Below are 26,174 nucleotides of genomic sequence, written 5' to 3'. Positions count from 1 at the left end.
GTGGAGATGAGTGATTCGCAGAAGTGGTTGTTATTGGCTTTCGTTGCCGTATTCGGCGCTTTGCTCTATTTGCTGGCCCCGGTATTGATGCCGTTCGCGGTCGCCGCGATTCTGGCTTATCTGGGCGACCCCTTGGTCGACCGGCTGGAAACTTTGCAATTACGCGGCTGGCGCCTGAATCGCACGCTGGCCGTGGTTGTCGTGTTTTCCGGCATCATTTTCACGATTGCGGCGCTGCTGGTCGTCATCATTCCGGCGTTGGAATACCAGATCGGCGAGTTCATCGATAAATTGCCGTCCTACTTGAATTGGATCAACAAGGCGGTGATTCCCGATCTGCAAAAATACTTCGGCCGCAGCATCCGCCCGCTGCGCGAAGAACAATTGCTGAACATGATCAAGAACCACTGGCAAAACGGCGGCGTCGGCGAAAATCTGCTGGAATCGGTGTCGCATTCCGGCGCGGTGTTGATCGGCTGGATCATGAATTTGGTGCTGATTCCGGTCATCACCTTTTACCTGCTGCGCGATTGGGACGAGTTGGTCAGAAGAATCCACGATTTGTTTCCGCGCCGGGCGGCCGGCACCGTGGCGAAATTGGCCGCGGAAGCCGACGACGTGTTGGGCGCCTTCATGCGCGGCCAGTTTTACGTGATGCTGGCTTTGGGCGGCATCTACAGTTTCGGTTTATGGCTGGTCGATCTGGAATTGGCTTTGGTCATCGGCATGATGGCCGGCTTGGTCAGTTTCGTGCCCTACATGGGAGCGATCACCGGCATCGTCTTTGCCTGCATGTCGGCCTTGCTGCAATTCCAGGACGCGATGCATTTGTTGCCGGTGGTTGCCGTGTTTGCGGTCGGCCAAAGCATAGAAGGCATGTTGCTGACGCCTTGGCTGGTCGGTAACAAGATCGGCCTGCATCCGGTCGCGGTGATGTTCGCGGTCATGGCTGGCGGCCGGCTGTTCGGGTTTTTGGGGGTGTTATTGGCCTTGCCGGTAGCATCGGTGGTGATGGTGCTGTTGCGCCACATCCACGAGCGTTACACCTTCAGCGGTTTCTACAGCAACGGTTAGCCGTCTTGCGTTTCGGGCCGGCGTTCGCGATTTTCTGCTTGGCGGCGGCGCTGCCCGCCGCCGGCGACCCGCGCCGCGAACAGGATTATGCCGAACAAATCCAACGTCAGTTGGCAGCCGGCCGTGCGGTTTGGCTACAGGCCGAGAGCCGGACGTTTCTGGGGCTTTATAGCGACGCCGAAAAAACCGACAACCGCGATGCCGCTATCGTATTGCACGACATGGGCGGCCATCCCGACCAAGGTCCGGTGGTGCGCGGCCTGCGCTCCAGCTTGCCGCAACACGGCTGGGCGGTGTTGGCTATACAAATGCCGGTGCGGGAGGCCGGCGCGGGCCTTGACGAATACTTTGCACTGTTCGACGAAGCGGCAGCGCGGATCGATGCGGCTGTCGCCTACTTGCAGCAGGGCGGTGCCAAACGGATCGCCGTGGTCGGTTACGGCGTCGGTGCGGCGATGGCGCTTTACCGGCTCAGCGGCAAACCGGACGGCGTCATGGCTTTCGCCGCAATCAGTCTACCGGTTGCCGACTATCCTCTGCCGCAAGGGCAAAGCCTGGAGCAGATCAAACGGATCGGCTTACCGTTTCTCGATGTGTATGCCGAATTCGACCTGCCCGCCGTGCTCGGCAGCGCCTGGCAACGGCGCATGGCCGGCAAGGATAACCCGGTGTACCGGCAAATCCGCGTCGATGGCGAGGGGCATGCATATCTACAAGAACACAATCTGCTGCTGAAGCGGATTTATGCTTGGCTGGCTGTAACAGCCAACGAAAAATAACCATAACAACAGGGGAATCAGCATGTTATTCAACGAAGAACTAGTCGCGGAAATCCGATTTTTATCGCTGTTCAACTTGGCCAGCGCGCAAGAAGGCGTCAAAGTGCACGGCAATGCCGATCCGGAATTGATCGAGGCTGCCCGGCGCCTGTTCGGCAAGGGTTTGATTTCGCAGGCCGACGGCGGTTATTTGACCGACCTCGGCATCGAAGCCGCCGAACACGCTCAGCGGGCTTTGGCGATATTGTCGACGGCGCCTTAAAGGCCCAACTCGAACAGCCATTTCAGCGAGACGAAAGCGACCAGCGCTATGGCTATGCTCAATCCGACGAAACGTAGCGGCCGCGCCAGATTGTGACGCCAAAACCCGACCGCCGCGCCGCTGCTTTTCAGGGCTTGGTAATGCGCCCGCTGGGTCAATGCGCGCTGGGTCTGGTAGCGGTCGAACAATTCGTTCGCCGCCGGTAGATCCTCGGCGTGGTAAAGCCAGATCGCCGCCAGCGACGTGCCCCAGGTGCCGGCCGACGTTTCGTAGAATTCGATGGCGTTATCGGCCAACAGTTGCCGGACGTCCTCGATTTCGTCGGCCGGGACGCCGCGGAGTGAAAAAAATAGTATCGCCATGGCTGCTGGGTCGGGGTTTAGGGGCTGCCATTATAAGCCAGCCGTAAACCCGCGCCTGTTGCGAATGGCAATACGCCGTTCCGCCGAATTGGCCGAAATGTAACGATCCGTTCGATTTTCGCCGAGTATGCAAACAGCAATCGTGTTTTTCCGGGATGCCGGCGCCGACGCGGAGGCCGATAATTTACAACGCCTGCTGGCCGGCCAAGGCTACACCTGTTGGCCAGCGACATCGGTCGAGGAGGCTTTGGCACTGGTCGAAGGGCGGCCGGCCGATCTGTTGATCGCCAGTTGCCGCGATTGGCCTTGGCGGAAAATGGCCGAGCTTCGCGAAGCGGCCGACAGCTATCTGCCTATCGTCCGCATCAGCGAATCGATCAGCGATACCGTCCTAGAGCAGTGCGCCGCCGCAGACGTCGATACGGTATTGTTCAGACCGGTCCACTTCGGCTTGTTGTTGTTCAAAATCCGTTCTTCGCTACGCTTGCGCGAACTGTACCGGCGCGAGCGCGAGCAAAAAAACCAATTGTTGGGCTACTGGCAGGCCGCCGACCTCGAGCACGAAGTGGCCGCCAAATTGTTCAACAACGTCCTTAAAGCCGATTTTCTGGAAACCGAGGCGGTTGCCGTATCGATGTCGCCGATGGCCCTGTTCAACGGCGATCTGGTGCTGGTGGCGAAAACGCCGGAAGACCATTTGCACCTGCTATTGGGCGATTTCACCGGCCACGGCCTGGCGGCGTCGATTGCAACGCCGCCGCTGGCGGACATGTTTTACGGCATGTCCCGCAAAGGCTTCGATGTCGAAGACATCGCCGCGGAGATCAACGCGAAATTGTATCGGTTGCTGCCGGCCAATCGCTTCCTGGCGGCGACGCTGGTCGCACTGTACCCCGAGGGTTCGACGCTAAAAACCATCGCCTGCGGTTTGCCGGACCATTATCTGGTCAACCGTATCGATAAAAGTTACCGGACCATAACTTCCAACAATATCCCGCTCGGGATCCAGCCGGCGATCCGGCCCAATCCGCAACTGCACCGGGTCGGCGAGCACGAAAGTTTGTATTTGTTGACCGACGGCGTTTTCGAGGCGGAAAACGCGCTGGGCGAATTGTTCGGCGCCGAACGCGTATTGCAGGCCATCCTGCAAAATCCGGCCGGCGACTTCGAACTGCTGCAAAGCCGGCTGGCGGAACATACCGGCGGCGGCCTGCGGAAAGACGACAACACGATGGCGATTCTGCATTGCGCGGTCGACAGCGCACCGTGGCGTAGCAGTCGGGACCGCGCTGCCGGCAATAGATTGGCGGCGATGGCCTGGAAACAGATGATGGAGTTCGATATCGACAGCCTGCGCAGCAGCAACCCGGTTCCGCTGCTGGTCAATACTTTGTTGGAGCTTCAGTGCTTGCAGGCCCATCGCCAGGCGATATTCATGATCGTCAACGAGTTGTTCAGCAACGCTTTGGATCATGGCCTGCTGCAACTGGATTCCGCCGACAAGGATAGTCCCGAGGGTTTCCTACGCTTTTACGAATTGAAACAGCAACGCTTGCAAACCCAGGCGCACGGCAAAATCCGCCTGTTGTTTGCCCACCAACCCACCGCGGCCGGCGGGCGGCTGACGATCAAGGTCGCCGACAGCGGCAGCGGCTTCGACTGGCGCCGGTGCCGTACCGAGTTGCAACACAATTTCGGCTACAGCGGGCGCGGCATTGCCCTATTGGAAAAGCTTTGCAGCAGCGTGACCTACCACGGATGCGGTAACCGGGTCACGGCCGTGTTCGATTGGCAGGCCTAAGCCGAAGCTCAGCGCTGGCAGCGGCCGCAGTAATAACTGGCGCGTTGGCCGATTTTCAAATGCCGGACCGGTTCGGCGCAGGTTCGGCAGGGTTCGCCACCGCGGCCGTAGACGGCCAATGCCTGCTTGAAATAGCCGGGTTTGCCCTCGGCGTTGGTAAAGTCGCGCAGCGTGGTGCCGCCTTGTTCGATGGCTTTGCCCAGTACGGTTTTGATCGCGGCCGCCAGACGTTCGAACTCTGCCGTTTGCAAACTTCCGGCCGCGCGTGTCGGCAGCACGCCGGCCAGAAATAACGATTCGCTGGCGTAAATATTGCCGACGCCGACCACAATGTGGCTGTCCATGATCAGGCTCTTGATGCACGCTGAGCGTTGGCCGGCGCGCCGTTGCAAATATGCCGCGTCGAATTCGGCCGATAACGGCTCAGGCCCCAGCTCCGCCAGCAGCGGGTGCTGCAGCGGATCGGCAGAAGTCCACAGCGCCGCGCCGAATTTGCGCTGGTCGTTGAATCTCAACACCGTATCGTCGGCAAATACGAAATCGACGTGGTCGTGTTTGCCGGGCAACTGGTCGGGCGCCGTGATCCGCAAATTACCGGACATGCCCAGATGCAGAATCAGCGTTCCGGTTTCGGCGCCGAGCAACAGGTATTTGCCGCGGCGCTCGACCGAGCGCAGAGTTTGGCCGGGCAGAACCGCACCGATTTCGGCCGCAACCGGCCAGCGCAAGCGCGGCTCGCGTACCTCGACCGCCTTGAACGTTTTGCCCAGAATATGCGGCGCGATGCCGCGCCGGCTGGTTTCGACCTCGGGTAATTCCGGCATCGCGGCGCTTCAGATTTGGGTTAACAGGAATTGGGCTTCGTGGCGGATTTTCTGCCGGGCCAACAACAATTTCCAGCGGCTACCGCCGCACTGGCGCCAGAGGTGAGCGGAACGGATGCCGGCCAGCAGCACGGCGCGAATTTTGTTGACGGTGCCTTGGTTGCCCAAATGCTGCGGATCGCCCTGGACCATGATCCGCGGCTGCAGCGTGCTGATCGTGCTGTGGTAAACGTCGGCCAGATTGGCCAGTACGTTTTCGTGCAATACGCCGAAATGCTCGGCCTGGGCCTGGGCCCGGCCGACTCCGGCCCGGATGCTGTCCAACATCTCCGGCTTGCCGGCCAGCCGCTTTTGCAGGTAGACCAGTTGCGCGGCATAGCGGGCTTGTTCCGGATTGGCCAAGGCCCTGCTGCCCAATTGGGTCTGCAATTGCTCCAGGCCGTGGCGGACGCCGGCCAGACCGCCGTATACATCGGCGACGCTATCCGAGTCTATTTTCAACAGGCTGCCGATGCTGGCTTCCAAAGCGGTGCTTTGGCAGGCGCCGGCCGTCGCCAGTTGCTGTACCAGCGAACAGGTCTGGGCGATGCCGGCCAGCGCGATGGTCTGATTGGTGAGCGTGTACAGCGCCATATCAGTTGCAGGCGCTGGCTAGGCAATCCGGCGCTACCGGCCGGCCGGAACGGATCCAGGACTGGATGCCGTTGTTCAAATGGTAAACCTTGGCTATGCCGGGCTGTTCGCTCAGCATTTTGCCGACTTTGGCGCTGCGGTTGCCGGAGCGGCACACCAGAACCACCGGTTGGTCGGGCGAAGTTTTCAATTTCTCCAGGTCGGCCAGCCATTTTTCCTGGTCGAATTTACCGTCGGCATCGAACGATTGCAGCTTGTGGCTGCCCGGAATCAGGCCGGTGGCCTGCCATTCCTGCGGCGTGCGGATGTCTACCACCAGCGCGCTTTGGTTTTGTTGCATCGCGCCGAGTTGTTCGGTGTCGAGTTCGCCGAGTTCGGCGGCGTGCAGGCTGGCCGACAATAACGCGGCCAGGCAGAACAGGGGTAATTTGCGTTTCATAGTCGATACATACCAGTCAATGAAGTGTTATCCGGCCAGTAACGGCGATATGTGGGTCGCCCACCAGTCGATGCTTTCCAAATAAATGTTGGCGATGCGCTCCGGCGCGATGTTGCGGTAAGCGCTCAGGCCGGGTTCCCAGCGTTCGTACGCGATGCAGAATTTTAACGCTTCGCCGGCGGGGCCGCGATGGTGCAGCACGGCGTCGTTGATTTCCTGCGCCAGCGGCAATTGTTCCAGCAATTTCGGCAAAGGCGAATCCATCAGGCTGTCCAGGCCGGACAGCATGCCGATCAAGAAATAATGTTCGCTGTCGTCTTTGGCTTCCTTGGCCAGCAGTTCGCACATTTTGGCCCGGATCAGCACGTTCTGCAGCACCGACGACGGCTTGTCCGACAACGCCGACAAGGTCAGGATGTTGATCCAGCGCTTGATTTCGACCAGGCCCAAACAGACCACGGCGTGCTGGATCGACTCGATTTTCTGCGGCAGCGCGAAAAACGCCGAGTTCAGGTAGTGCAGCAACTTGAAACTCATGCTGACGTCCTGCGAGATGATACCGCTGATTTCGGCGAAACTGACATCGGGTTTATTGACCGTGGCCAGCAATTGCAAGGTTGCGGTCTGGCTGACGCCGAGGCGTTTGCCTTCCACCAGATTGGGTTTGCTGAAGAAAAAACCCTGGAATAACTGGCAACCCCAATCGCGCAGGGTTTCGAACTGGCTGTGGGTTTCGACTTTTTCCGCCAGCAAGGTCAGGTTATACGGTCGAAGCTGGTCTATCAGTGTGCGGGTCGCCTCCAGCGTGTCGGCCATCACATCTATCTTGATAATGTCGGCGAATTCGAGCAGCGGCAGCCATTCCGGTGCCAGCACGAAGTCGTCCAGCGCCAGCGTGTAGCCGAGTTGCGACAGTTCCCGCAAGTTGGCGACGATCTCGGCGTCGACCGCCACGCTCTCCAGCACTTCGACCACGATGCGGTCTTTCGGCAGATGCAACGGCACTTTATCCAGAATATTCTGGGTCGTGAAGTTGATAAAGGCCTTGTGCGGGCCGACCAAGTCGTTCAGGCCGATTTCCAGTAGCGTGTCGCTGATGACTTGTTTGGTGGCGTTGGCGGCCCCATCTTTCAAGTTGAGGTCGAAATCGGTGCCGCGGAACAGAATTTCGTAAGCGAAGGTATTCAGTTGCCGGTCCAGTATCTGTTGCCGGCCAATCAGAAAATCTGTCATTTATTTACGGGCTCCCGATCATTGCACTATGATGCTGCTACGTCGCGCCTTATATCACGTAAGCCGAGATTTAGTCGAGATTGAGGCTGGACGCGTCTTTACCAACTACAGGAGGAACAATGTCTGAATCAGCAACGTTAACCGTCACCGGTATGAAATGCGGCGGTTGCGAAAATACCATCGTCAGCAAGGTTTCGGCTCTGCCCGGCGTCAAATCGGTCAAGGCATCGCACCAGGACAAGCAGGTAGGCGTCGAATTCGATCCGGACCAGACCAGTCTTGACGAGATCGAAGACACCATCGTCGACGCCGGTTTCAAGGTCGAATAATTTTCTACTGGCAGCAGGCGACGCTGCCGGCGCTCGAGGAGGCAGCATGACAGACGCCCAACACCCAGAAATCAGCCAAACCCGGGAGATACGCCTATCGATATTGGGCATGCGCTGTGCCGGTTGCGTCAGCGCCGTCGAAACCGCCTTGCAAGGCGTGCCGGGCGTGGCTTCGGTCGCGGTCAACTTTGCCGACCATTCCGCGACGGTGGTCGGCGATCCGGACCGACAGGCAATGAAGCAGGCCTTGAAAGACGCCGGTTACGACGCGGCGGTGATGGAAGGCTTGGAAGACCCGGCGGAAGAGGAGGCCCAGGAAGAACAGCGTTACCGCGATTTGATGCGTAAAGCCGGGGTCGCCGGCGCGTTGGGTCTGCCGCTGATGCTGGGCGCCCATATCGACCTGTTCCCGGCGATGGGCACCGCAGCCGGTACGGTGTTTTGGTCCGAAGTCGCGCTGCTGACTCTGGCGGTACTGTATTACTCCGGCGGCCATTTTTTTCATAGCGCATTGAAACTGCTGGCCGTGAAGCAGGCCAACATGGATACCCTGATTGCGTTGGGCACCGGTTCGGCCTGGTTTTATTCCTGCATCGTCATCGATTATTCCGCACAATTGCCGCCGCTGTCGGCCCACGCTTATTTCGAAGCCTCGGCCGTGATTCTGGCCTTCATCAATCTGGGCAGCGCCTTGGAGACCCGTGCCCGCGGCAAGACTTCGGCGGCGATCAGAGCCTTGATCGGCTTGCAACCGCGCACGGCCAGAGTCGTGCGCGACGGCAAAGAGATCGACGTGCCGATCGAGGAGGTCGGTTTGGGCGAGACGCTGCGGGTAAGGCCGGGCGAAAAGATCGCGGTCGATGGCACGGTCGCGGAAGGCCATTCCAGCGTCGACGAATCGATGCTGACCGGCGAATCGATGCCGGTCGAGAAAAACGTCGGCGCCAGCGTCGCCGCCGGTTCGATCAATGGCCAAGGCAGTTTTTTGTTCACGGCCACCCATATCGGCCGCGATACCGCCCTGGCGCATATCATTCAGAGCGTGCGCCAGGCGCAAAACAGCAAGCCGGCCATTGCCAAACTGGCCGATAAAATTTCTGCGGTATTTGTGCCGGCGGTCGTTGCGGTTTCGGTATTTACCTTCCTGGTCTGGTGGGCGGTAGGGCCGGATCCGGCTTTCGGATATGCCTTCGTCACTTCGATGACGGTCTTGGTAATCGCTTGCCCCTGCGCTTTGGGTTTGGCGACGCCGATTTCGGTGATGGTCGCCGTCGGCCGCGCGGCGCAGATCGGAATTTTGATCCGCAAGGGCGAGGCCCTGCAGACGGCCGGTAAATTGACCTGTCTGATACTGGATAAGACCGGCACGGTAACCGCCGGCAAGCCGGCCTTGGCCGAAGTGCTGGCGTTCGGCGACTATAACGGCAGCCAAGTGCTGCAGTTCGCCGCCAGTCTGGAATCCGGTTCCGAGCACCCGCTGGCCGCGGCGATTTTGGCGGCTGCCGAACAACGCGGACTGGCTTTGGAAAAAGTTCGCCGGTTTCAGGCCGTGGCCGGGCACGGCGTTACCGGCCGCATCGGCGACCGGCAATGGCTGTTCGGCAATGCCGCGCTGATGGCCGAGCACGGCATCGATACCGGCGTGTGCCGGGACAAGATGGCCGAGTTGGCCGGAAAAGGCCAGACGCCGATGATGCTGGCGGTCGATCAGGCCGTGGTCGGCGTGGTGTCGGTGGCCGACCCGATCAAACCCGACTCGGCTCAGGCGGTGCGCGAACTGAAACGGCGCGGCGTGCGGGTGCTGATGGTGACCGGCGATAACGAAATCACCGCCAAGGCCATCGCCGCCCAGGCCGGTATAACCGAATTTCGCGCCCAGGTGTTGCCGCAGGATAAGGCCGAAACGGTCAAGACCTTACAGCAGCAGGGCGAGCTGGTGGGTATGGTCGGCGACGGTATCAACGATGCGCCGGCCCTGGCCCAGGCCAATGTCGGTTTTGCGATGGGTGCCGGTACCGACGTGGCAATCGAAAGCGCCGACATCGTCCTGTTGCAAGGTTCCTTGCTGAAAATTCCGGAGGCGATCGCGCTGTCGCAATTGACCGTCGCCAATATCCAGCAGAACCTGTTCGGCGCCTTTATCTACAACACCATCGGCATTCCGGTGGCGGCCGGCTTGTTGTACCCCTTGTTCGGCATTTTGTTGAATCCGATGATCGCCGGTGCAGCGATGGCGATGTCGTCGGTCACGGTGGTCAGCAACGCCAACCGGTTGCGCTGGATCAAATTGGACAGTGGCGGTTAAGGATCTCGCCCCAATAGCTTAAAAGTAGCCTCGGAGCACGAATAGCCTGGGAACAGGATGGGGATGGGAGGGGGTAAATAATCTCCCCGCCCCCTCTTTTTCAAAGAGGGGAGTAAATGCGTTGGGCTATGTTCGCATTAGTGTTTGAAATCAAATCCAGTCGGCTTTACCGCGGGCTGCATCTTCCAGAGCCGCTTGTTAATACCGCTAAAAAAGGTATACGTTTCGACGGCAACATCCGTTTTAGGCATGTAAGAAACAGGCTGCACCGTCGGTGTCGACAGCCAAGGTTCGATGTGTTTGCCGGCAATACAAGAGAAAGCGGCCGCAGTTTGGTATGCCGCTTATTCGCGCCCCATTCTGGTGATACAATGGCCGGCTTTTTATGCCCGGCAGCGTGTGGTCAAAGGCCGGGAAACCGCGAATCGTGCTTAGGTCGTCTATGAGTAAATTGAAATGTGCCGTGATCGGCGCCGGATATTTGGGGAAGTTTCATGCGGAAAAATATGCATCGCTAAAAAACTGCGAACTGGTGGCCGTCGTCGATATCAACGAAGAGGCGGCGCGCCAGGTCGCCGAAAAGCACGGCACCCAGGCTTTGACCGATTACCATGCCTTGCTCGGCCAGGTCGACGCGGTCAGCATCGTGGTACCCACCAGCTACCACCACAGCGTATCCAAGGATTTTCTGCAGGCCGGCTGCCACGTGCTGGTGGAAAAGCCGATTACCGTGACGGTCGAAGAAGCCGACGAATTGATCGCCATCGCCAAAGAGAAAAACGTGATCCTGCAAGTCGGCCATTTGGAGCGTTTCAATCCGGCGGTACGCGGCCTGGAAACGCTGGAAGAAAAACCGCTGTTCATCGAATCGCACCGCTTGTCGCCGTTCAACCCGCGCGCTAACGACGTCAGCGTGGTGCTGGATCTGATGATTCACGACATCGACATCATTCTGGCCTTGGTCAATTCCGAGATCGAAAAAATCGACGCCAGCGGCACTGCGGTATTGACCCAGGGCACCGATATCGCCAACGCCCGCATCACCTTTAAAAACGGCTGCGTCGCCAACGTCACCGCCAGCCGGATCAGCATGAAAATGGAGCGCAAGATGCGCATGTTCCGCCCCAGCTCCTACGTCTCGGTCGATTTTCAGAACCGGGTGCTGGTCAAGCATAAAACCGGCGACAAGGAGATGTTTCCGGGCATTCCGGAAATCGTCACCGAGGAATTGACTTTCGAGAGCGGCGACGCGCTGTTGGAAGAAATCAAACATTTTGTCAATTGCATCCAAACCGGCGAAAATCCGCTGGTTCCCGGCGAAGCCGGCCGCAAGGCGCTGGCGACCGCGATCGAAATCACCAAATTCTTAACCCATCGCTAAAGGGCGGCCACTATGATCCCGATGGTCAATTTGCAAGCGCAGTATGCGGAAATTCAAGATGAAATCGTCAGCGGTTTCGGCGAAACGCTGAACAATTGCGCGTTCATTCTGGGGCCGAACGTGCAAGCGTTCGAGAAAGAGGCGGCCGAATACCTGGGCGTCAAACACGCCATCGGTTGCGCCTCGGGCACCGACGCCTTGCATCTGGCCTTGCTGGCCGAGGGCATCGGCGCCGGCGACGAAGTCATCACCAGTGCGTTTACCTTCATCGCCACCGCCGAAGCGATCAAATACGTCGGCGCGACGCCGGTATTCGTCGATATCGATCCGGGTACCTTCAACATCACGCCGGAAAACATCGAAAAAGCCATCACCGCAAAAACCAAGGCGGTAATGCCGGTGCATCTGTTCGGCCAGCCGGTCGACTTGCCGGCGATCAAAGCGATCTGCGACAAGCACGGTTTGAAGCTGATCGAAGACTGCGCCCAATCCTTCGGCGCCACGGTTTACAACAAGCAGACCGGCAGTTTCGGCGACGCCGCCGGCTTCAGTTTCTTTCCCAGCAAGAATCTGGGCTGCTTCGGCGACGGCGGTCTAGTCACGACCGATTCCGACGCCACCGCGGCCAAGGTCAAGCAATACCGCAACCACGGCTCGGAAGTGCGTTATTACCACGATGTGGTCGGTTACAACAGTCGGTTGGACGAGTTGCAGGCCGTGGTGTTGCGCGCCAAGTTGAAGCGCATCGACCAATACAACGCCGCCCGCCGCCATACCGCGCACTTGTATTCCGAATTGCTGGCCGATCTGCCGTTGACCACGCCTTACGAGGACGGTATCGGCGTCCACGTCTACCACCAATACACTTTGTTGTGCGACCGCCGCGAAGAGGTCATGCAAGCTTTGCAGCAGCAGCAGATCGCCAGCGCGATTTATTATCCGGTGCCGTTGCATCAACAAAACGTGTTTAAAGCCGAATGTGCCGGCGTGTCGTTGCCGGTGACCGAATCGGTCGCGGCCCGCTGCATGTCGTTGCCGATCTGCGCCAACCTGAGCGACGACAACGTCCGCAAAATCGCCGACGTGATCCGCGGCGTATTTCAAGCCTAACTTTCAACCGATGCAGGGCGGGCCGCCCAGAGCGGCCCGCTGCCGCCCACCATGACCGATTCCCAAGCCTCCTACACGGTGCTGTTCAGCGCCGGCGAATCCTCCGGCGACCAACACGCCGCCCACATGTTCGCCGAGATGCAACAGCTTTGCCCCGGCATTAAAGGACTGGGCATGGGCGGCCTCAAAATGCGCCAGGCCGGCATCGACATTCGGGTCGATTCGTCCGGTATCGGCGTGATCGGTTTGGTGGAAATCCTGAAGCATTACGGCGAAATCCGCCGGGCGCTGGCCGCGCTGAAACGGATTGTCGTCGACGAAAAGCCGGACTTGCTGGTCTGCGTCGATTACAAGGAATTCAACTTGAAACTGGCGCGGTTCGCCAAACGCCGGGGCGTCAAAGTGCTGTTTTACGTCAGCCCGCAGGTCTGGGCCTGGCGGCCGGGGCGGGTCAAGACTTACGGCAAGGCCATCGATATGATGGCGGTAATCTTTCCGTTCGAAACCCGCTATTACGAAGCCGAGAACGTGCCGGTGCGCTACGTCGGCCATCCGTCGGTGGACAAGGTGCTGCCGCAGCTCGGCAGGGACGAGGCTTTGGCCTTGTTCAATCTGGACCCGGCGCAGCCGGTGGTCGGCCTGTTGCCGGGCAGCCGCGGCAATGAGATCAAGCGCATGTTGCCGGTGATGCTGGCCGCAGCCGAAAAACTGGCTGCCGCGCGGCCGCAACTGCAATTCCTGCTGCCGCAAGCGGATTCGATTGCGGATGCCGAACTCGCCGCGCATTTGGCGCAGGCGCAAGTTGCGGTGCGGGTCATCAAAGGCCGGCCGTACGATGCGATCCAATGCTGCGATGCGGTGATGACCACGTCCGGTACCGCCTCGCTGGAAATCGCTTTGCTGCAGGTGCCGATGGTGATCGTCTATCGCTTGGCGGCCTTCAGTTATTGGCTGGGCAAACGCCTGGTTAAAATTCCGTTCATCGGCCTGCCTAACATTATCGCCGGCAAAGGCATTGTCCGGGAGTTGATTCAGGAACAATTGACGGCGGACAATCTGGCTGCGGAAATTCGGCGTTTGCTCGACGACAGCCAACATCGGGAACGCTGCATCGGCGGCTTGGGCGAGGTCAAGCGCCAGCTCGGCCAAGGCGGCGGTTCGCGCAACATGGCCGAGCTGGCGCTGGAAATGTTGCGCGGCGGCTAATTTGCCGGCTTATGCGGCCGGCGGCCGCATGCCGCGCAACGCGTAAAACTCTTCGGCGAATTGGGCGAAGCGGCCGGCCTCGATCGCGGCGCGGATGCCGGCCATCAACTCCAAGTAATAATGCAGGTTGTGGATCGTGTTCAAACGCGAGCCCAGCATTTCCTTGCATTTGTCCAAGTGCTTCAAATACGAGCGCGAGTAATTGCGGCAGGTATAGCAAGCGCAGTTTTCGTCCAGCGGCCGGGTATCGAACTGGTACTGCTGGTTGCGGATTTTGATGGTGCCGTAGCGGGTGAACAAATGGCCGTTGCGGGCGTTGCGGGTCGGCATCACGCAATCGAACATGTCGATGCCGCGCCGCACCGACTCGACCAAATCCTCCGGCGTGCCGACGCCCATCAGATAACGCGGTTTATCGGCCGGCATCTTCTGGTGGATCGCGTCCAGCGTCGCCAGCATTTCATGTTTGGGTTCGCCGACCGACAAACCGCCGATGGCGTAGCCGTCGAAGCCGATGCCGGTCAGCCCGGCGATAGACTCCTCCCGCAGTTGCGGATACATGCCGCCCTGGACGATGCCGAACAGGGCCGAATCGTTGCCCTCGTGGGCGCGTTTGCTGCGCTCGGCCCAGCGTAGCGACAGCCGCATCGAATCGGCGGCTTCTTGAAACGTGGCCGGGTAGGGCGTGCATTCGTCGAAAATCATGACGATGTCGGAGCCCAAATCCCGCTGCACCTGCATCGACTCTTCCGGCCCCATGAAGATCTTGCTGCCGTTGACCGGCGATTTGAAGGTCACGCCTTGCTCGCTGATCTTGCGCAACGCACCCAGGCTGAACACCTGAAAGCCGCCGGAATCGGTCAGAATCGGCTTTTGCCAGCGCATGAAATCGTGCAGGTCGCCGTGGGCTTTCATCACGTCCATGCCGGGCCGCAGCAGCAAATGGAAGGTGTTGCCCAGAATGATTTGCGCGCCCAGCGTTTCCAGGTCTTCCGGCGTCAGTGACTTGACTGTGCCGTAAGTGCCTACCGGCATGAAAATCGGCGTTTCCACCACGCCGCGGGCAAAGCTCAACTGGCCGCGGCGGGCGAAACCGTCGGCGGATTTCAAAGTAAATTGCATGTCGATTGGGCGAATTCCGAAAAAACCGGCAATTATCCGGCCTTTTCCGTCTTCAGGCCAGACCGGCTTGGCTCGCGGGCAAGCCAAAATAGGCTAAAGTATCTAGGCGCGCGCTACGGGGCGGGGGAGTTTTTCGGGCGGGAACCTGAAAAAGGCGGCATGAACCGAGGTTTCGCCGTCTTCTGCCGCCGTAACCGCAACAGCCCTACACGGCCCTGATCCGATAGCACGTTTGGTTTTTCGGCGGTTTGGCCTATCCGGTATTTCGCGATGAGCAGGATATGAACGACAAAAAAATGCAGACCATCTTGGTCGTCGACGATTCGCCGGAAAACGTAACTGATCTCAGCGAATTGTTACAGCCTGAATACCGGGTACGCGTGGCGACGACGGGGGCGCGGGCATTGCAGGTGGCGGCCAGCCGGCCGCATCCGGATTTGATTCTGCTGGATGCGATGATGCCGGAGATGGACGGTTACGATGTGTTCGAAAACCTGCGCGCCACTCCGGAGACGAGCAAAATTCCGGTCATTTTCGTCACGGCGACGGATAGTGTGGAATCGGAATTGCGCGGCCTCGACGCCGGCGCGGTGGATTACATCACCAAGCCGATTCTGCCGCAGATCGCGATGGCGCGGGTGCGGAACCAGTTGGAACTGAAGCAGACCCGCGACTGGCTCAGCGACCAAAACGCCTATCTGGAAGCGGAAGTGGCCAGGAGAATGCAGGAAAACGAGTTGATCCAGAAAATCAGCGTCCGGGCACTGGCGCACCTGGCGGAAATCCGCGACCTGGAGACCGGCAACCACATCCTGCGCATCCGGGCCTATGTGCAACATTTGGCCGAGTCGCTGCAAAAGTTGCCGCGGTTCGCCGGAGTATTGAGCGACCATTACGTCGAATTGCTGACCCGCTCGGCGCCGTTGCACGACATCGGCAGAGTCGGCATCCCCGATGCCATCCTGCGCAAGCCGGGGCCGCTGACGGTCGAAGAATGGCGGATCATGAAGACCCACGCCAAACTGGGCCGCGACGCGATAGAAATGGCCGAGCGCGATGCGACCCGCAACGTCGAGTTTCTGGCCTTGGCCAAGGAAATCGCCCATTGGCACCACGAACAATGGGACGGCAACGGCTACCCGGACGGCCTGACGGGCGAAGCGATTCCGGTGTCGGCGCGGATTATGGCCGTTGCCGACGTGTTCGATTCGTTGATATCCAGGCGCGTCTACAAACCGGCTTTGCCGCCGGCCGATGTCAAAATTATCATTGCCGAGGGCCGCGGCAGGTATTTCGATCCGGATATGGCCGATGCCTTTCTGGCCGATTTCGATGTTTACTGCGCTATTGCCCACCACCATCCCGATGTTCCGCAGAGGTAGCGGCATGATCACGTCCCCTAATGTACTGTTGGTCGAAGACGAAGAAATCATATCGATTGTGATCGAAAGCATCTTGCAGGACCGAGGTTACCGGATCGACGTCTGCCGCAACGGCATGCACGCCTGGGAAAAACTGCAAGCCGAGCCGGCCGCTTACGATCTGGTGTTGCTGGATTGGGGCTTGCCCAGCCTGGATGGCATCGAGCTGTTGCGTTTGATCAAATCCGACCGCAGTCTGGCCGGTATCCCGGTGATCATCGAAACCGCGCGCAGCGACAAAAACAGCATTCAGCAGGGGTTGAACCAGGGCGCTTATTACTATCTGACCAAACCGTTTCAGCCCGAAGTGCTGTTGGCGGTCGTCGACGCCGCGTTGGAGCAGCGCCACGAACAATATAGGATGCAGGAAAACCTGCGCAGTGCGGAACGGCCGCTGGCCTTGATGCAGGAAGGCCGCTTCCGGTTCCAGACGCTGGAGGATGCCCGGGTATTGGCGACCCATTTGGCCCGCACCTGCCCGGAGCCGGAGCGCGCGGTGCAGGGGTTGCAAGAGTTGATGGTCAACGCCGTCGAACACGGCAACCTGGGCATCTGCTATGCCGAGAAAGGCCGTTACGTGCTGGCCGGCACCTGGGCCGAAGAAATCGAGCGCCGGCTGGCAGCGCCGGAATATTCCCAACGCTTCGCCGAGGTTGATTTCCGGCGCAGCCGGGGAGAACTGAGTTTTACCATTTCCGACCAGGGCGACGGTTTCGATTGGACGGAATACATGGATTTCTCCCCCGAGCGGGCTTTCGATATCCATGGCCGCGGCATCGCGATGGCGCGGCATTTGAGTTTCGACAGCTTGGAGTATCTCGGCAACGGCAATACCGTAATCGCCCGTTTCAACTTATGCGGACACAGTGTCGGCTTAAACCCGGTTAAACCCGTGGCAGCTCAGGCTTAGCCGTTGGGCTGCGCCGTTTCTGCGGCTTTTTGGGGATATCCGTAGCGTGGAATTTGACGATGCCGGCAATTTTCCCGCCTGCCGCCGAAACCATGCCGAATCAGGCCAACGGCGGACCGGTCCAAACTTATTCGTCCAATCTTGGCGTGGTTTCAGAATGAACTCGAATGCAGCGCTCTAACTCTGGCTCGACCGTCGCAGTCTATTTGCTGGCCTTATTGGCGGTGGCGGCGTTTTTCGCACTCTCGTTTTATTTGCCGGCCGGCGCACAGCCGGACCGCATACCGCTCTTGCTGCTGTTACCGGTTATCGCCAGCGCCGTGCTGGGTGGGCCGGGACCGGGCTTGGCCGCGACCTTGGCGGCTGTCGCCGCTACGGCCTATTCGGGCTTGTTCGGCGGCACGGATTTCGATGCGTTGCCGGTTGCGCTGTTGCTCGGCAACGGTTTGCTGGCCAGCCTGTCCGGCGCAATCCGGCAGCGGCTGCAGCGTAGGCTAAGAGGCGCAAGCCAAGCCGCCGCGTTCGAACAGGCGGCGGTTGGGATGGCGCTACTGGATAGCGACGGCCGTTTCCTGCAATCGAATCGCCGTTTCTGCGAAATGGCGGGCTATCGCTCGGCAGAACTCAACGGCCGGACTTGCGCCGAAATAACCCACCCCGACGATGACCCGCTGAGTCGCCGCGAATTCGACGATTTGCTGGCGGGAACCATTGCCGCATATGCGGCGGAAAAGCGCTTGGTCGATACAGCCGGGCATGAGCGGTGGTCTCAGTGGACGGTATCGGTAGTCCGCCAAACCGGCGATATGCCGGCTTGCTTTCTTGCCGTGGTCGAAGACATTCAGGACCGCAAACGCGCGGATAACGTATCGCAGGAAAGCGAGCGGACACTGCGCGACACTCAGCAATTGGCCGGTATCGGCAACTGGTGCTGGAATTTCGAGACCGGCGAAATCGTCTGGTCGGAAGCCCTGTACCGGATTTTCGGCCGCGACCCGCAACAAGGGGCGGCCAATTCCGATGAAGTGCGCAATTATTTTACTGCCGAGAGTTGGCAGCGGCTGGCGGCGGCAGTCGATAAATGCCGTAGCGACATGGAATCCTACCAATGCGATGTCGAAATCGTCGGCGGCGACGGGCAACGGCGGTGGCTGATCGCCCGCGGCGAGGCGCTGCGCAGTGCCGGCGGCGAGATTGTCGGCTTGCACGGCATGATGCAGGACATCACCGCGCGCAAACTGGCCGAAATGGCGTTGCAGCAAAGCGAACAACGGTTTCGCCGGTTGTTTCAAGATGCGCCGATCGCGTTGGCTTACGTTGCCGGCAACGGCGATTTGGTCGATGCCAATGCCCGTTTTTTCGAGACATTCGGTTACAACCTGAGCGAAGTGCCGTCCCTGGATGCGTGGTGGCCGCTGGCTTATCCCGATCCGGACTACCGCCGCCGGGTGATGCAGGCTTGGGGTGCCGCGTTGGCCAAGGCCGCCGCCAGCGGCGGCGACATCGAGCCGGCCGAATACCGGATAACCTGTAAGAACGGCGAAGTCCGAATCGTCGAGATTTCCGGCATTATCGTCGGCCGCGATTTCATGGCCGTGCTGTTCGATATTACCGAGCGGAAGCGGGCCGAGCAGGAGCGGCACCAGGCCCAGGCCGAGGCGATGAAATCGATGGAAGCAGCCGTCCTGGCCCGGCAAACTGCCGAACAGGCCAGCAATGCGCTACGCGAAAGCGAACAGAGGTTGCGGATGGCGCAGGAGGGCGCCCAAGTCGGCATCTGGGACTGGGACATCGTCAATGACTTGTGCTATTGGACGCCGGAATGCGCCCGGCTTTACGGCTTGGAGCCGGGCGGCTTGCGCAGTAACGCCGACTGGCTGGCGCTGGTGTATCCGGACGACCAGCCGCTGATCGAGGCGCAATGGCGGGAACGCGTGCTGCAGCGGCTGCCGATCGAGGTCGAATTCCGTTTCCGGCACAGCTCCGGCGAACTGCGCTGGATGGTCAGCCGGGGCCAGGCCCAATACGATGCGGACGGCAATCCGGTGCGCTTGTTCGGTATCAATCTGGACATCACCGCCAGGAAAAAGTCGGAACAGGAATTGATTAAGCTGGTGCAGGTGGTCGAACAAAACCCGTCCAGCATTCTGGTGACCGATGCCGACGGCAACATCGAGTACGTCAATCAAGCTTTCGTCGAGCTAACCGGTTACAGCCGCGAAGAGGTGTTGGGTGCCAATCCGCGGATTCTGCAATCCGGGAAAACGCCGCCGGAGACTTACCGGGCAATGTGGCAAACCCTGAGCGAGGGCCGGGTCTGGAAAGGCGAATTCAGCAACCGCGGCAAACACGGCGGCGAGTACACCGAATTCGCCAGCGTGATTCCGATCCGCCAGGCCGGCCGCATTACCCACTTCGTCGCGGTGCAGGAAGACATCACCGAGAAGAAGCGGATCGGCGCCGAGCTGGACCGACACCGCCACCATTTGGAAGAGCTGGTGGCCAGCCGTACCGCCGAGTTGGCGGCCGCCAGGGCCCAAGCCGACGCCGCCAACCAGGCCAAAACCGCGTTTTTGGCCAACATGAGCCATGAAATCCGCACGCCGATGAATGCCATCATCGGCCTGACCTATCTGTTACGGCAAAGCCAGGTCAGTGCGGAGCAGAGAGACCGGTTGGACAAGATCGATAGCGCGGCCCAGCATTTGCTGGCGGTAATCAACGATATTCTGGATTTGTCGAAAATCGAAGCCGGCCGCCTGGAATTGGAACATACCGATTTTTCGTTGTCGGCCTTGCTGGACCACGTCCGCTCGCTGGTGGCCGACCAGGCCCGCAGCAAAGGCTTGCAGATAACGTTGGTGCAGGGCGACGTGCCGGAATGGTTGCGCGGCGACCCGACCCGCTTGCGCCAGGCCATCTTGAATTACGCCAGCAATGCCGTGAAATTTACCGAACGCGGCGAAATCCGGCTGTCGGCCGAATTGCTGCAGGAGGGCGAAGACGGCTTGACGGTGCGTTTTGCGGTCGAAGATTCCGGGATCGGGATTGAACAGGACAAAATGCCGATGCTGTTCGAAGTGTTCGCCCAGGCCGATGTCACGACCACCCGCAAATACGGCGGTACCGGCCTGGGGCTGGCCATCACCCGGCGCCTGGCGCGGATGATGGGGGGCGATGCCGGCGCCGACAGCCGCATCGGCCAAGGCAGCCGTTTTTGGTTTACGGTGCGCTTGCAACGCGGGCATGGCGTGGCCGAGTATGCCGCCGCCAAAAACAGCGACGCGGAATTCGAGTTGCGGCGCACGCATTCGGGGGCTCGCATCTTGTTGGTGGAGGACAATCCGATCAACCGCGAAGTGGCAATGGAATTGCTGCACGGCGTCGGATTGGCCGTGGCGACCGCCGCCAACGGTCGGATTGCGGTCGAAAAAGTCTTGGCCGAGCCATACGATCTGGTGTTGATGGATGTGCAAATGCCGGAAATGGACGGGCTGGAAGCGACCCGTTTGATCCGGGAAAATGCCGAATACGCGGGCTTGCCGATATTGGCGATGACGGCGAATGTATTCGACGACGACCGCCAAACGTGCCTGAATGCCGGCATGAACGGGTTCGTCGTCAAGCCTGTGGTACCCGAGGATTTGTACCGGGCATTGTTGGATTGGCTGCAGCGCGGCGGCCGGCAGAAACCTGCGGCGCAACCGGTTTTGCCGCCGCCGGCGCGGCCGGTTGCCGCTAACATTGCCGCCGCGCCGATTGCAATCGCCGGCTTGAATAGTGCGCAAGGGCTGGCGCTGGTTAAAGGCGATCTCGCCAAATACCGGCGCTTGTTGCGCATGTTCGAGCAGTCTCACCGCGACGACATGAAGCGGGTCGTCAATGCCTTGCTGGAACACCGGCAAAGCGATGCCCGGGCCTTGGCGCATGCTTTGAAAGGCGTCGCCGCGACATTGGGAGCTTTCGGCCTGGCCGCCGCCGCCGGCAAGTTGGACTGCGCCTTGCACGATGAACGCGAACTAAGTGCCTGCCTGGAATTGGTGCAATTGTGCGAAGACGAACTGGGTCCGCTGCTGGCCGGCATTGCAGTCTTGGGCGACGCCGAACTGGCGTCGGCTACGGATGCCGTTAGCGGCGCACGGGCCGAAGCCGCTATTGCCGAACTGCGGAATTTGCTGGCCGAGGACAATGCGCTGGCCTGCCGTTTGGCCAGGGATTATGCGGCGACGCTGGCTGCGGCGTTGGGTGCCGATTACGCCGAGTTCAGCCGCCGGATCGACGGATTCGATTTCGTTGCGGCGCTGGCGTTGCTGGACCGGATCGGCAATCTGGCCGGGCCGGACGGCGAGTCGGCTCCGCCGCCGGCAAGCGGATGCGACTGAGTCGACCGATGTTGGTTGGCGGGAGTTTGGAGGTAATTCTGCGGCCGGCGCGGGACGGCGGCTAATCTGAAGCTGCCGTCCGCGGTTGGGCAAGCTCGCCGCGGACGGAATCGATTTTGTCGGAGTATCGCTAAATTTGCGATTGCAAATAGTTTTCCAAGCCGACCATTTCGATCAAGCTCAATTGTTTTTCCAGCCAGTGGGCATGGTCGATTTCGGTATCGTCCAGCATCACTTTCAAAATCTCGCGGGTCTGGTAGTCGCGCACGCTTTCGCAATAAGCCATCACTTTGCGCAAATCGGCCACCACTTTCAGTTCGACGGCCAGATCGTTTTGCAACATCTCCGGCACCGTGGCACCCACCGCTAGCGGTTCGCGCTTGGACAGATCCGGCGTGCCTTCCAGAAACAGAATCCGCTTGATCAGCGCGTCGGCGTGGTTGGTTTCGTCCTGGACTTCGTGGCTGATGCGTTCGTACAGCTTGTCCAAACCCCAGTTTTGGTACATCCGCGAATGGATGAAATATTGGTCGATGGCCGTCAATTCGCCGGCCAGTAATTCGTTCAAATAAGCGATGACTTGTTTGTCGCCTTGCATAGTCTGCCTCCCGCTGAAAGTCCGTAAATTGGCTGCCTGCTATGGTAATACAAATAACCTAGCCCCGTATCCGGTTTTCGTGGCATTGCCGGGGTTCCGCAACGAGCTACTATGACGCGCGGATATCGGCCCCGCTGCCGAAGGCGGTTGCCAAATCCGCGGCCAGCGCGTCGCTAGTGCCGCTGACGATAAACACCAAGCGCCCGTAAAGGTCGCCTTCGTGGCGCGGCGGCAATGCGGCGGGCGGATACAAGCGTTGCCCGGCCGCCTGTATCGCCACCGGTTCGGTTCGGTCGGCGAGATAAACCACGCCTTTGATGCGCAGCAATTGGGGGTGGCCGGCCAGCAGCGCCAACAGCGCCGCTTCCAATTGGGTCCAGGCCGGCGGTTGTGTTAAGCGCAGCGACAGGCTGCGGAACTCGTGCGTCGGCTTTGCGTCAGCGGGCAGCAGCCGAAAACTTCTGACGTTGCCGCTGCACAGGTCGGATGGCATCGCCGCATCGGGACGCAGCAGGTCGCTCGGGGTGGCCGGGGCTAACTGCTGTAGACGCCGGGCCAGCGCGGTTTGTTGCCCGACGTCGGCCAGATCGGCATGCGTCAACAGTAAACGGTCCGCCCATGCCACCTGCGCCGCGGCCTCCGGGAAACGATCCAACTGATCGAGTGCCGCCGGAATCGCCAGCGTCGTCAACACCGCCTGCAGCCGGTAACGCCCGGCCAGCCAGCGCTCGCGCAGCAGCGTATCCAGAATCGGCTCCGGGCTGGCGACGCCGCTGGTTTCGATGACGACGCGTTCGAACGGTTTGTCGGCCGCGGCATCCCAGGCCATGCGCAAGTTTTTCAACGTCGGCGCCAGCGCGCCTTTCACCTGGCAGCACAGGCAACCGCCGGACAGCACCGTCAACGGCGTGTCCTGGCGCTGCAGCAAATCCTGGTCGACCGGCTCTGCACCGAATTCGTTGATGACCACCGCGGTTTTCACGCCGTCCGCCAGCAGGCGGTTCAACAGCGTGGTCTTGCCGCTACCGAGGAAGCCGGTGAGCAATATCACCGGGATTTGGGGCAGGCTGGGTTTTTGGGTGGGCTTAATCAAACGGTGTCGGTTCCGAGCTTGGTGACTTTGTCGCTGAGTAATAGGGCGGCCGGCGCTACATTAAATAGTTCTCGCACGCCTTGCCCGGATAAAACACCGGCTGCCCGGCCGGCAGCGTCGCCGCCTCCATCAACTGCGCCACCACCGCATCCCGGCAACCGGCGAATTCCGGAAAGTGGTCTTGCCGGGCGTTGGCGTGTTTGAGCATGCTGGTCTCCGGGATTTTGGCCGGATTATAAGGCGGTTTGGGGATGGGGTGGCGTTTGGCGGGATTTATGGAGGGTGAATATGTTTGTTAGAATTGGGTAGAGCTGAATATCGGCTTGGAATGGATGATATGCGGAATTTTTTAATTAGATGTGGATATGAAGAACGTGACGTTTGCCGAAATAGTTGAGCGCATCAAGGCGGATAAACACCTTGGGAAAGAAGTCCCCAGCTTTGATCCGAGCAACGGGAACGAAAACGCCGAATATCTGTTCCTGTTGGAAGCTCCTGGCCCCAAAGCCGTTCAGACTGGGCGAATTTCATTTGATAATCCAGATCCGTCTGCGAGGGAATTTGGGAGAGAGTTGGCGGTAGCGGGTATCGACAGGGATGAAATAGCAATTTGGAACATAGTGCCTTGGTATCTCGGGAATAGCGCTGGGACGGCAATTCGAGCGGCAGACGGAGACGATGTGAGAGAAGGGATGAAATACCTTCCGCTTGTGTTGGAGGCAATGCCAAACCTGAAGATTATTGTATTGGTTGGCGCCGCCGCCCGCAGGGCGCACATTTTTCTATCGCGGCTAACGGCGGCACGCATAGTAAGTTGCCACCACCCGTCGATGCGAGTCATGAACAGCAATTCAAAGGCGGCGGAAGAGAATGTTGAGCTATTTCGGTTCCTCAAGGCGACGAAAATGTAGGCCGGAATAAGCGCAGCGTTTCCGGCAAGCTTTAAATCGACCGGCAACCCTAGCGGTTTACTCGCGACTCGCCGAAGTGGGCCACGAATGAAATGAAGGCGGCGGACTGTTGTTCTCCGCCCATTTTCCGGGGCGGCGCAACGCAACGATTCATACCGGTTAAATTGCCGGAAACGCTGCGCTTATTCCGGCCTACATTGTTTGAATTGGTTTAATCCTTCCGGCAAGCTTTAAATCGACCGGCAACTCCAGCGGTTTACTCGCGACTCGCCGAAGTGGGCCACGAATGAAATGACGGTGGCGGTCTGTTGTTCTTCTCTCATTTTCCGAGGCGGTACAACGCAAAACGATTCATGCCGGTTAAATCGCCGGAAACGCTGCGCTTATTCCGGCCTACATTGTTTGAATTGGTTTAATCTTTCCGGCAAGCTTTAAATCGACCGGCAACCCTAGCGGTTTACTCGCGACTCGCCGACGTGGGCCACGAATGAAATGACGGTGGCGGTCTGTTGCTCTCCGCCCATTTTCCTGGGCGGTGCAACCCAACGATTCATACCGGTTAAATTGCCGGAAACGCTACGCTTATTCCGGCCTACATTGTTTGAATTGGTTTAATCCCTCCGACATCTTGAAAGCGATGAGCGATTACCGACGCGTTTACATTCCCGGCGGTTGTTATTTTTTCACGGTGGTGACTTACCGCCGGCAAGCGATTTTCGCCGACGGACGAAATGTGGCGCGGCTGCGGCAGGCGTTTAAAGCTGTGAAAGCCAAGCGGCCGTTCGAATTAACCGCCGAGGTGGTGTTGCCGGACCATTTGCATTGCATCTGGCAATTGCCGGAAGGCGATGCAAATTATTCGGTGCGCTGGCAAATGATTAAGACCGACTTTTCCCGCAGCATGACGACCGAAGTTAACGCGGACGCTGCCAAAACCGTCTGGCAACCGCGTTTTTTCGAACATTGCATTCGCGACGAAGCCGATTTTCAGCGCCACCTGGATTACATTCATTACAATCCGGTCAAGCACGGTTTAACGGACTCCCCAGCGAACTGGCCGCACAGTTCCTTCCGTCGTTTCGTCGCCGGCGGTGAGTATCCGTTGCATTGGGGCAATGCCGGTGTCCCGGCTAGCGCCGATTTCGACTGCGAATAAGCCGGCGACGTACTAACGGTTCCCGCTCACCAAAACTCACTGACATCATGCCGAACCCAATAATCAAATCCTGCCTTGCCATTCTGCTGCTTGCGGTTTCCGCAGCCGGGCCGGCTCGCGCCGAAGACCCGGCGTTGGCGAAGCTGTTTGCCGACCGCGGCCTGGAGGGCACAGTGGTGATCTCGTCGCTACGCACCGGCCGGAGTTTCGTCCATAACGATGCCCGCGCCAACCGGCGTTTGCCGGTCGCTTCCACTTTTAAAATCCTGAACACGCTGATTGCGTTGCAGGAACGGGCCATTGCCGGCAAAGACGAAAGTTTGCACTGGGATGGACAAATCCACGACTTTCCGGATTGGAACCGCGACCAGACCCTGGCTTCGGCGTTCAAGGTGTCCTGCGTCTGGTGTTACCAGGAGTTGGCGCGGCGAATCGGCGCCGATGCCTATCGCCGCTATCTGCAGCAAACCGAGTACGGCGAATTGCGCGAACCGTTTGCGTTGACGGAATTCTGGCTGGACGGTTCGTTGCAGATCAGCGCGGCGGAGCAGGTCGAATTCCTGCGCAAACTGGTCAGGCGCTCGCTGCCGTTCGATGAATTCGCTTACGACACCCTGCGCGACATCATGCTGGCCGAACAAACCCCCGCTTATGCGCTACGGGCCAAGACCGGCTGGGCGGCGCGCGCCAATCCCCAAGTTGGCTGGTACGTCGGTTACGTCGAGACCCAGGCCGAGGTCTGGTTGTTTGCGCTCAACATCGATGTGCGCGGCAAAGACGATTTAGCGCTGCGGCAGAAGCTGGCCCGCGAGGCGTTGGCGGTTAAAGGTATCTTCGGTTAGG

The 26,174-nt window shown here is 59.5% G+C and carries 24 protein-coding genes; 15 read left to right on the top strand and 9 right to left on the bottom strand.

What is annotated here, in order from left to right; all coding sequences use genetic code 11:
• Positions 1-6: 6 nt before the first annotated feature.
• From MKFW12EY_RS16410 to MKFW12EY_RS16400, 3 genes are read left to right on the top strand one after another with little or no spacing between them, the layout of a single operon-like run.
• On the top strand, positions 7-1,074 hold the full coding sequence (locus tag MKFW12EY_RS16410) for an AI-2E family transporter (protein WP_064022427.1): 1,068 nt from the start codon (positions 7-9) through the stop codon (positions 1,072-1,074).
• 5 nt (positions 1,075-1,079) lie between these two features.
• On the top strand, positions 1,080-1,853 hold the full coding sequence (locus tag MKFW12EY_RS16405) for a DUF3530 family protein (RefSeq protein ID WP_221053390.1): 774 nt from the start codon (positions 1,080-1,082) through the stop codon (positions 1,851-1,853).
• 22 nt (positions 1,854-1,875) lie between these two features.
• Positions 1,876-2,115 carry a TIGR02647 family protein gene (locus MKFW12EY_RS16400; protein WP_054761180.1) on the top strand — a complete coding sequence of 80 codons (240 nt, stop codon included), beginning with the start codon at positions 1,876-1,878 and terminating at the stop codon, positions 2,113-2,115.
• On the opposite strand, the gene MKFW12EY_RS16395 is transcribed toward MKFW12EY_RS16400, so the two are convergent.
• Complete coding sequence (locus MKFW12EY_RS16395) at positions 2,112-2,477, bottom strand: DUF6164 family protein (protein WP_054761182.1); 366 nt, start codon at positions 2,475-2,477, stop codon at positions 2,112-2,114. The two genes, MKFW12EY_RS16400 and MKFW12EY_RS16395, sit on opposite strands and share 4 nt — an antisense overlap.
• A gap of 127 nt (positions 2,478-2,604) precedes the next feature.
• On the opposite strand from MKFW12EY_RS16395, the gene MKFW12EY_RS16390 reads away from it, so the two are divergent.
• Complete coding sequence (locus MKFW12EY_RS16390) at positions 2,605-4,278, top strand: fused response regulator/phosphatase (protein WP_221053389.1); 1,674 nt, start codon at positions 2,605-2,607, stop codon at positions 4,276-4,278.
• Positions 4,279-4,286: 8 nt separating this feature from the next.
• Here MKFW12EY_RS16390 and mutM read toward each other — a convergent pair whose 3' ends face one another.
• Genes mutM through MKFW12EY_RS16370 form a run of 4 tightly spaced genes read right to left on the bottom strand, consistent with a single transcriptional unit; the run spans position 4,287 to position 7,407 of the window.
• Complete coding sequence (gene mutM, locus MKFW12EY_RS16385; RefSeq protein WP_221053388.1) at positions 4,287-5,102, bottom strand: bifunctional DNA-formamidopyrimidine glycosylase/DNA-(apurinic or apyrimidinic site) lyase; 816 nt, start codon at positions 5,100-5,102, stop codon at positions 4,287-4,289.
• A gap of 9 nt (positions 5,103-5,111) precedes the next feature.
• On the bottom strand, positions 5,112-5,735 hold the full coding sequence (gene hflD / locus MKFW12EY_RS16380; RefSeq protein ID WP_054761188.1) for a high frequency lysogenization protein HflD: 624 nt from the start codon (positions 5,733-5,735) through the stop codon (positions 5,112-5,114).
• A 1-nt stretch (position 5,736) separates the two neighbouring features.
• A complete protein-coding gene (locus MKFW12EY_RS16375) occupies positions 5,737-6,174 on the bottom strand; it encodes a rhodanese-like domain-containing protein (protein ID WP_054761190.1) in 438 nt (145 codons plus the stop codon).
• 27 nt (positions 6,175-6,201) lie between these two features.
• Entirely contained in the window at positions 6,202-7,407 is a 1,206-nt protein-coding gene (locus MKFW12EY_RS16370; RefSeq protein ID WP_064022421.1) for an EAL and HDOD domain-containing protein, read from the bottom strand.
• Positions 7,408-7,526: 119 nt separating this feature from the next.
• Here MKFW12EY_RS16370 and MKFW12EY_RS16365 point away from each other — a divergent pair, with 119 nt between their 5' ends.
• From MKFW12EY_RS16365 to lpxB, 5 genes are all read left to right on the top strand, one after another.
• Entirely contained in the window at positions 7,527-7,736 is a 210-nt protein-coding gene (locus MKFW12EY_RS16365) for a heavy-metal-associated domain-containing protein (RefSeq protein ID WP_064026687.1), read from the top strand.
• 46 nt (positions 7,737-7,782) lie between these two features.
• Positions 7,783-10,041 (top strand): heavy metal translocating P-type ATPase, encoded by a 2,259-nt coding sequence (locus MKFW12EY_RS16360; RefSeq protein WP_245006337.1) that lies wholly within the window; start codon positions 7,783-7,785, stop codon positions 10,039-10,041.
• A 442-nt stretch (positions 10,042-10,483) separates the two neighbouring features.
• Positions 10,484-11,422, top strand: a complete 939-nt coding sequence (locus MKFW12EY_RS16355; protein ID WP_221053387.1) for a Gfo/Idh/MocA family protein — start codon at positions 10,484-10,486, stop codon at positions 11,420-11,422.
• Positions 11,423-11,434: 12 nt separating this feature from the next.
• Complete coding sequence (locus MKFW12EY_RS16350) at positions 11,435-12,532, top strand: DegT/DnrJ/EryC1/StrS family aminotransferase (protein WP_054761191.1); 1,098 nt, start codon at positions 11,435-11,437, stop codon at positions 12,530-12,532.
• Between the two features lie 51 nt (positions 12,533-12,583).
• A complete protein-coding gene (gene lpxB / locus MKFW12EY_RS16345; protein ID WP_221053386.1) occupies positions 12,584-13,738 on the top strand; it encodes a lipid-A-disaccharide synthase in 1,155 nt (384 codons plus the stop codon).
• Between the two features lie 9 nt (positions 13,739-13,747).
• On the opposite strand, the gene tgt is transcribed toward lpxB, so the two are convergent.
• Positions 13,748-14,860: a tRNA guanosine(34) transglycosylase Tgt gene (tgt, locus tag MKFW12EY_RS16340; RefSeq protein ID WP_221053385.1), complete on the bottom strand. Its 1,113-nt coding sequence runs from the start codon at positions 14,858-14,860 to the stop codon at positions 13,748-13,750.
• Positions 14,861-15,141: 281 nt separating this feature from the next.
• Here tgt and MKFW12EY_RS16335 point away from each other — a divergent pair, with 281 nt between their 5' ends.
• The 3 genes from MKFW12EY_RS16335 to MKFW12EY_RS16325 all read left to right on the top strand — a co-directional run bounded on the left by MKFW12EY_RS16335 (position 15,142) and on the right by MKFW12EY_RS16325 (position 21,573).
• Positions 15,142-16,242 (top strand): response regulator, encoded by a 1,101-nt coding sequence (locus MKFW12EY_RS16335; protein WP_221053384.1) that lies wholly within the window; start codon positions 15,142-15,144, stop codon positions 16,240-16,242.
• 4 nt (positions 16,243-16,246) lie between these two features.
• Positions 16,247-17,191, top strand: coding sequence for an ATP-binding response regulator (locus MKFW12EY_RS16330; protein ID WP_221053383.1), 945 nt, complete (start codon positions 16,247-16,249; stop codon positions 17,189-17,191).
• A 167-nt stretch (positions 17,192-17,358) separates the two neighbouring features.
• A complete protein-coding gene (locus MKFW12EY_RS16325) occupies positions 17,359-21,573 on the top strand; it encodes a PAS domain S-box protein (protein ID WP_221053382.1) in 4,215 nt (1,404 codons plus the stop codon).
• Between the two features lie 130 nt (positions 21,574-21,703).
• On the opposite strand, the gene bfr is transcribed toward MKFW12EY_RS16325, so the two are convergent.
• The 3 genes from bfr to MKFW12EY_RS16310 all read right to left on the bottom strand — a co-directional run bounded on the left by bfr (position 21,704) and on the right by MKFW12EY_RS16310 (position 23,472).
• Entirely contained in the window at positions 21,704-22,171 is a 468-nt protein-coding gene (gene bfr, locus MKFW12EY_RS16320) for a bacterioferritin (protein ID WP_054761208.1), read from the bottom strand.
• A 109-nt stretch (positions 22,172-22,280) separates the two neighbouring features.
• Positions 22,281-23,264, bottom strand: a complete 984-nt coding sequence (locus MKFW12EY_RS16315; RefSeq protein ID WP_245006336.1) for a CobW family GTP-binding protein — start codon at positions 23,262-23,264, stop codon at positions 22,281-22,283.
• A 55-nt stretch (positions 23,265-23,319) separates the two neighbouring features.
• Entirely contained in the window at positions 23,320-23,472 is a 153-nt protein-coding gene (locus tag MKFW12EY_RS16310) for a hypothetical protein (protein WP_221053381.1), read from the bottom strand.
• 157 nt (positions 23,473-23,629) lie between these two features.
• On the opposite strand from MKFW12EY_RS16310, the gene MKFW12EY_RS16305 reads away from it, so the two are divergent.
• The 3 genes from MKFW12EY_RS16305 to blaOXA all read left to right on the top strand — a co-directional run bounded on the left by MKFW12EY_RS16305 (position 23,630) and on the right by blaOXA (position 26,173).
• Positions 23,630-24,175, top strand: coding sequence for a uracil-DNA glycosylase (locus MKFW12EY_RS16305; RefSeq protein ID WP_054761211.1), 546 nt, complete (start codon positions 23,630-23,632; stop codon positions 24,173-24,175).
• A gap of 637 nt (positions 24,176-24,812) precedes the next feature.
• Positions 24,813-25,331: an REP-associated tyrosine transposase gene (locus tag MKFW12EY_RS16300; RefSeq protein WP_054763645.1), complete on the top strand. Its 519-nt coding sequence runs from the start codon at positions 24,813-24,815 to the stop codon at positions 25,329-25,331.
• Positions 25,332-25,390: 59 nt separating this feature from the next.
• Positions 25,391-26,173: a class D beta-lactamase gene (gene blaOXA, locus MKFW12EY_RS16295; RefSeq protein WP_425334045.1), complete on the top strand. Its 783-nt coding sequence runs from the start codon at positions 25,391-25,393 to the stop codon at positions 26,171-26,173.
• Position 26,174 lies beyond the last annotated feature (1 nt).

The organism is Methylomonas koyamae (assembly GCF_019669905.1).
GTDB lineage: Bacteria > Pseudomonadota > Gammaproteobacteria > Methylococcales > Methylomonadaceae > Methylomonas > Methylomonas koyamae.
This window is presented reverse-complemented; position numbering and strand designations above follow the sequence as displayed.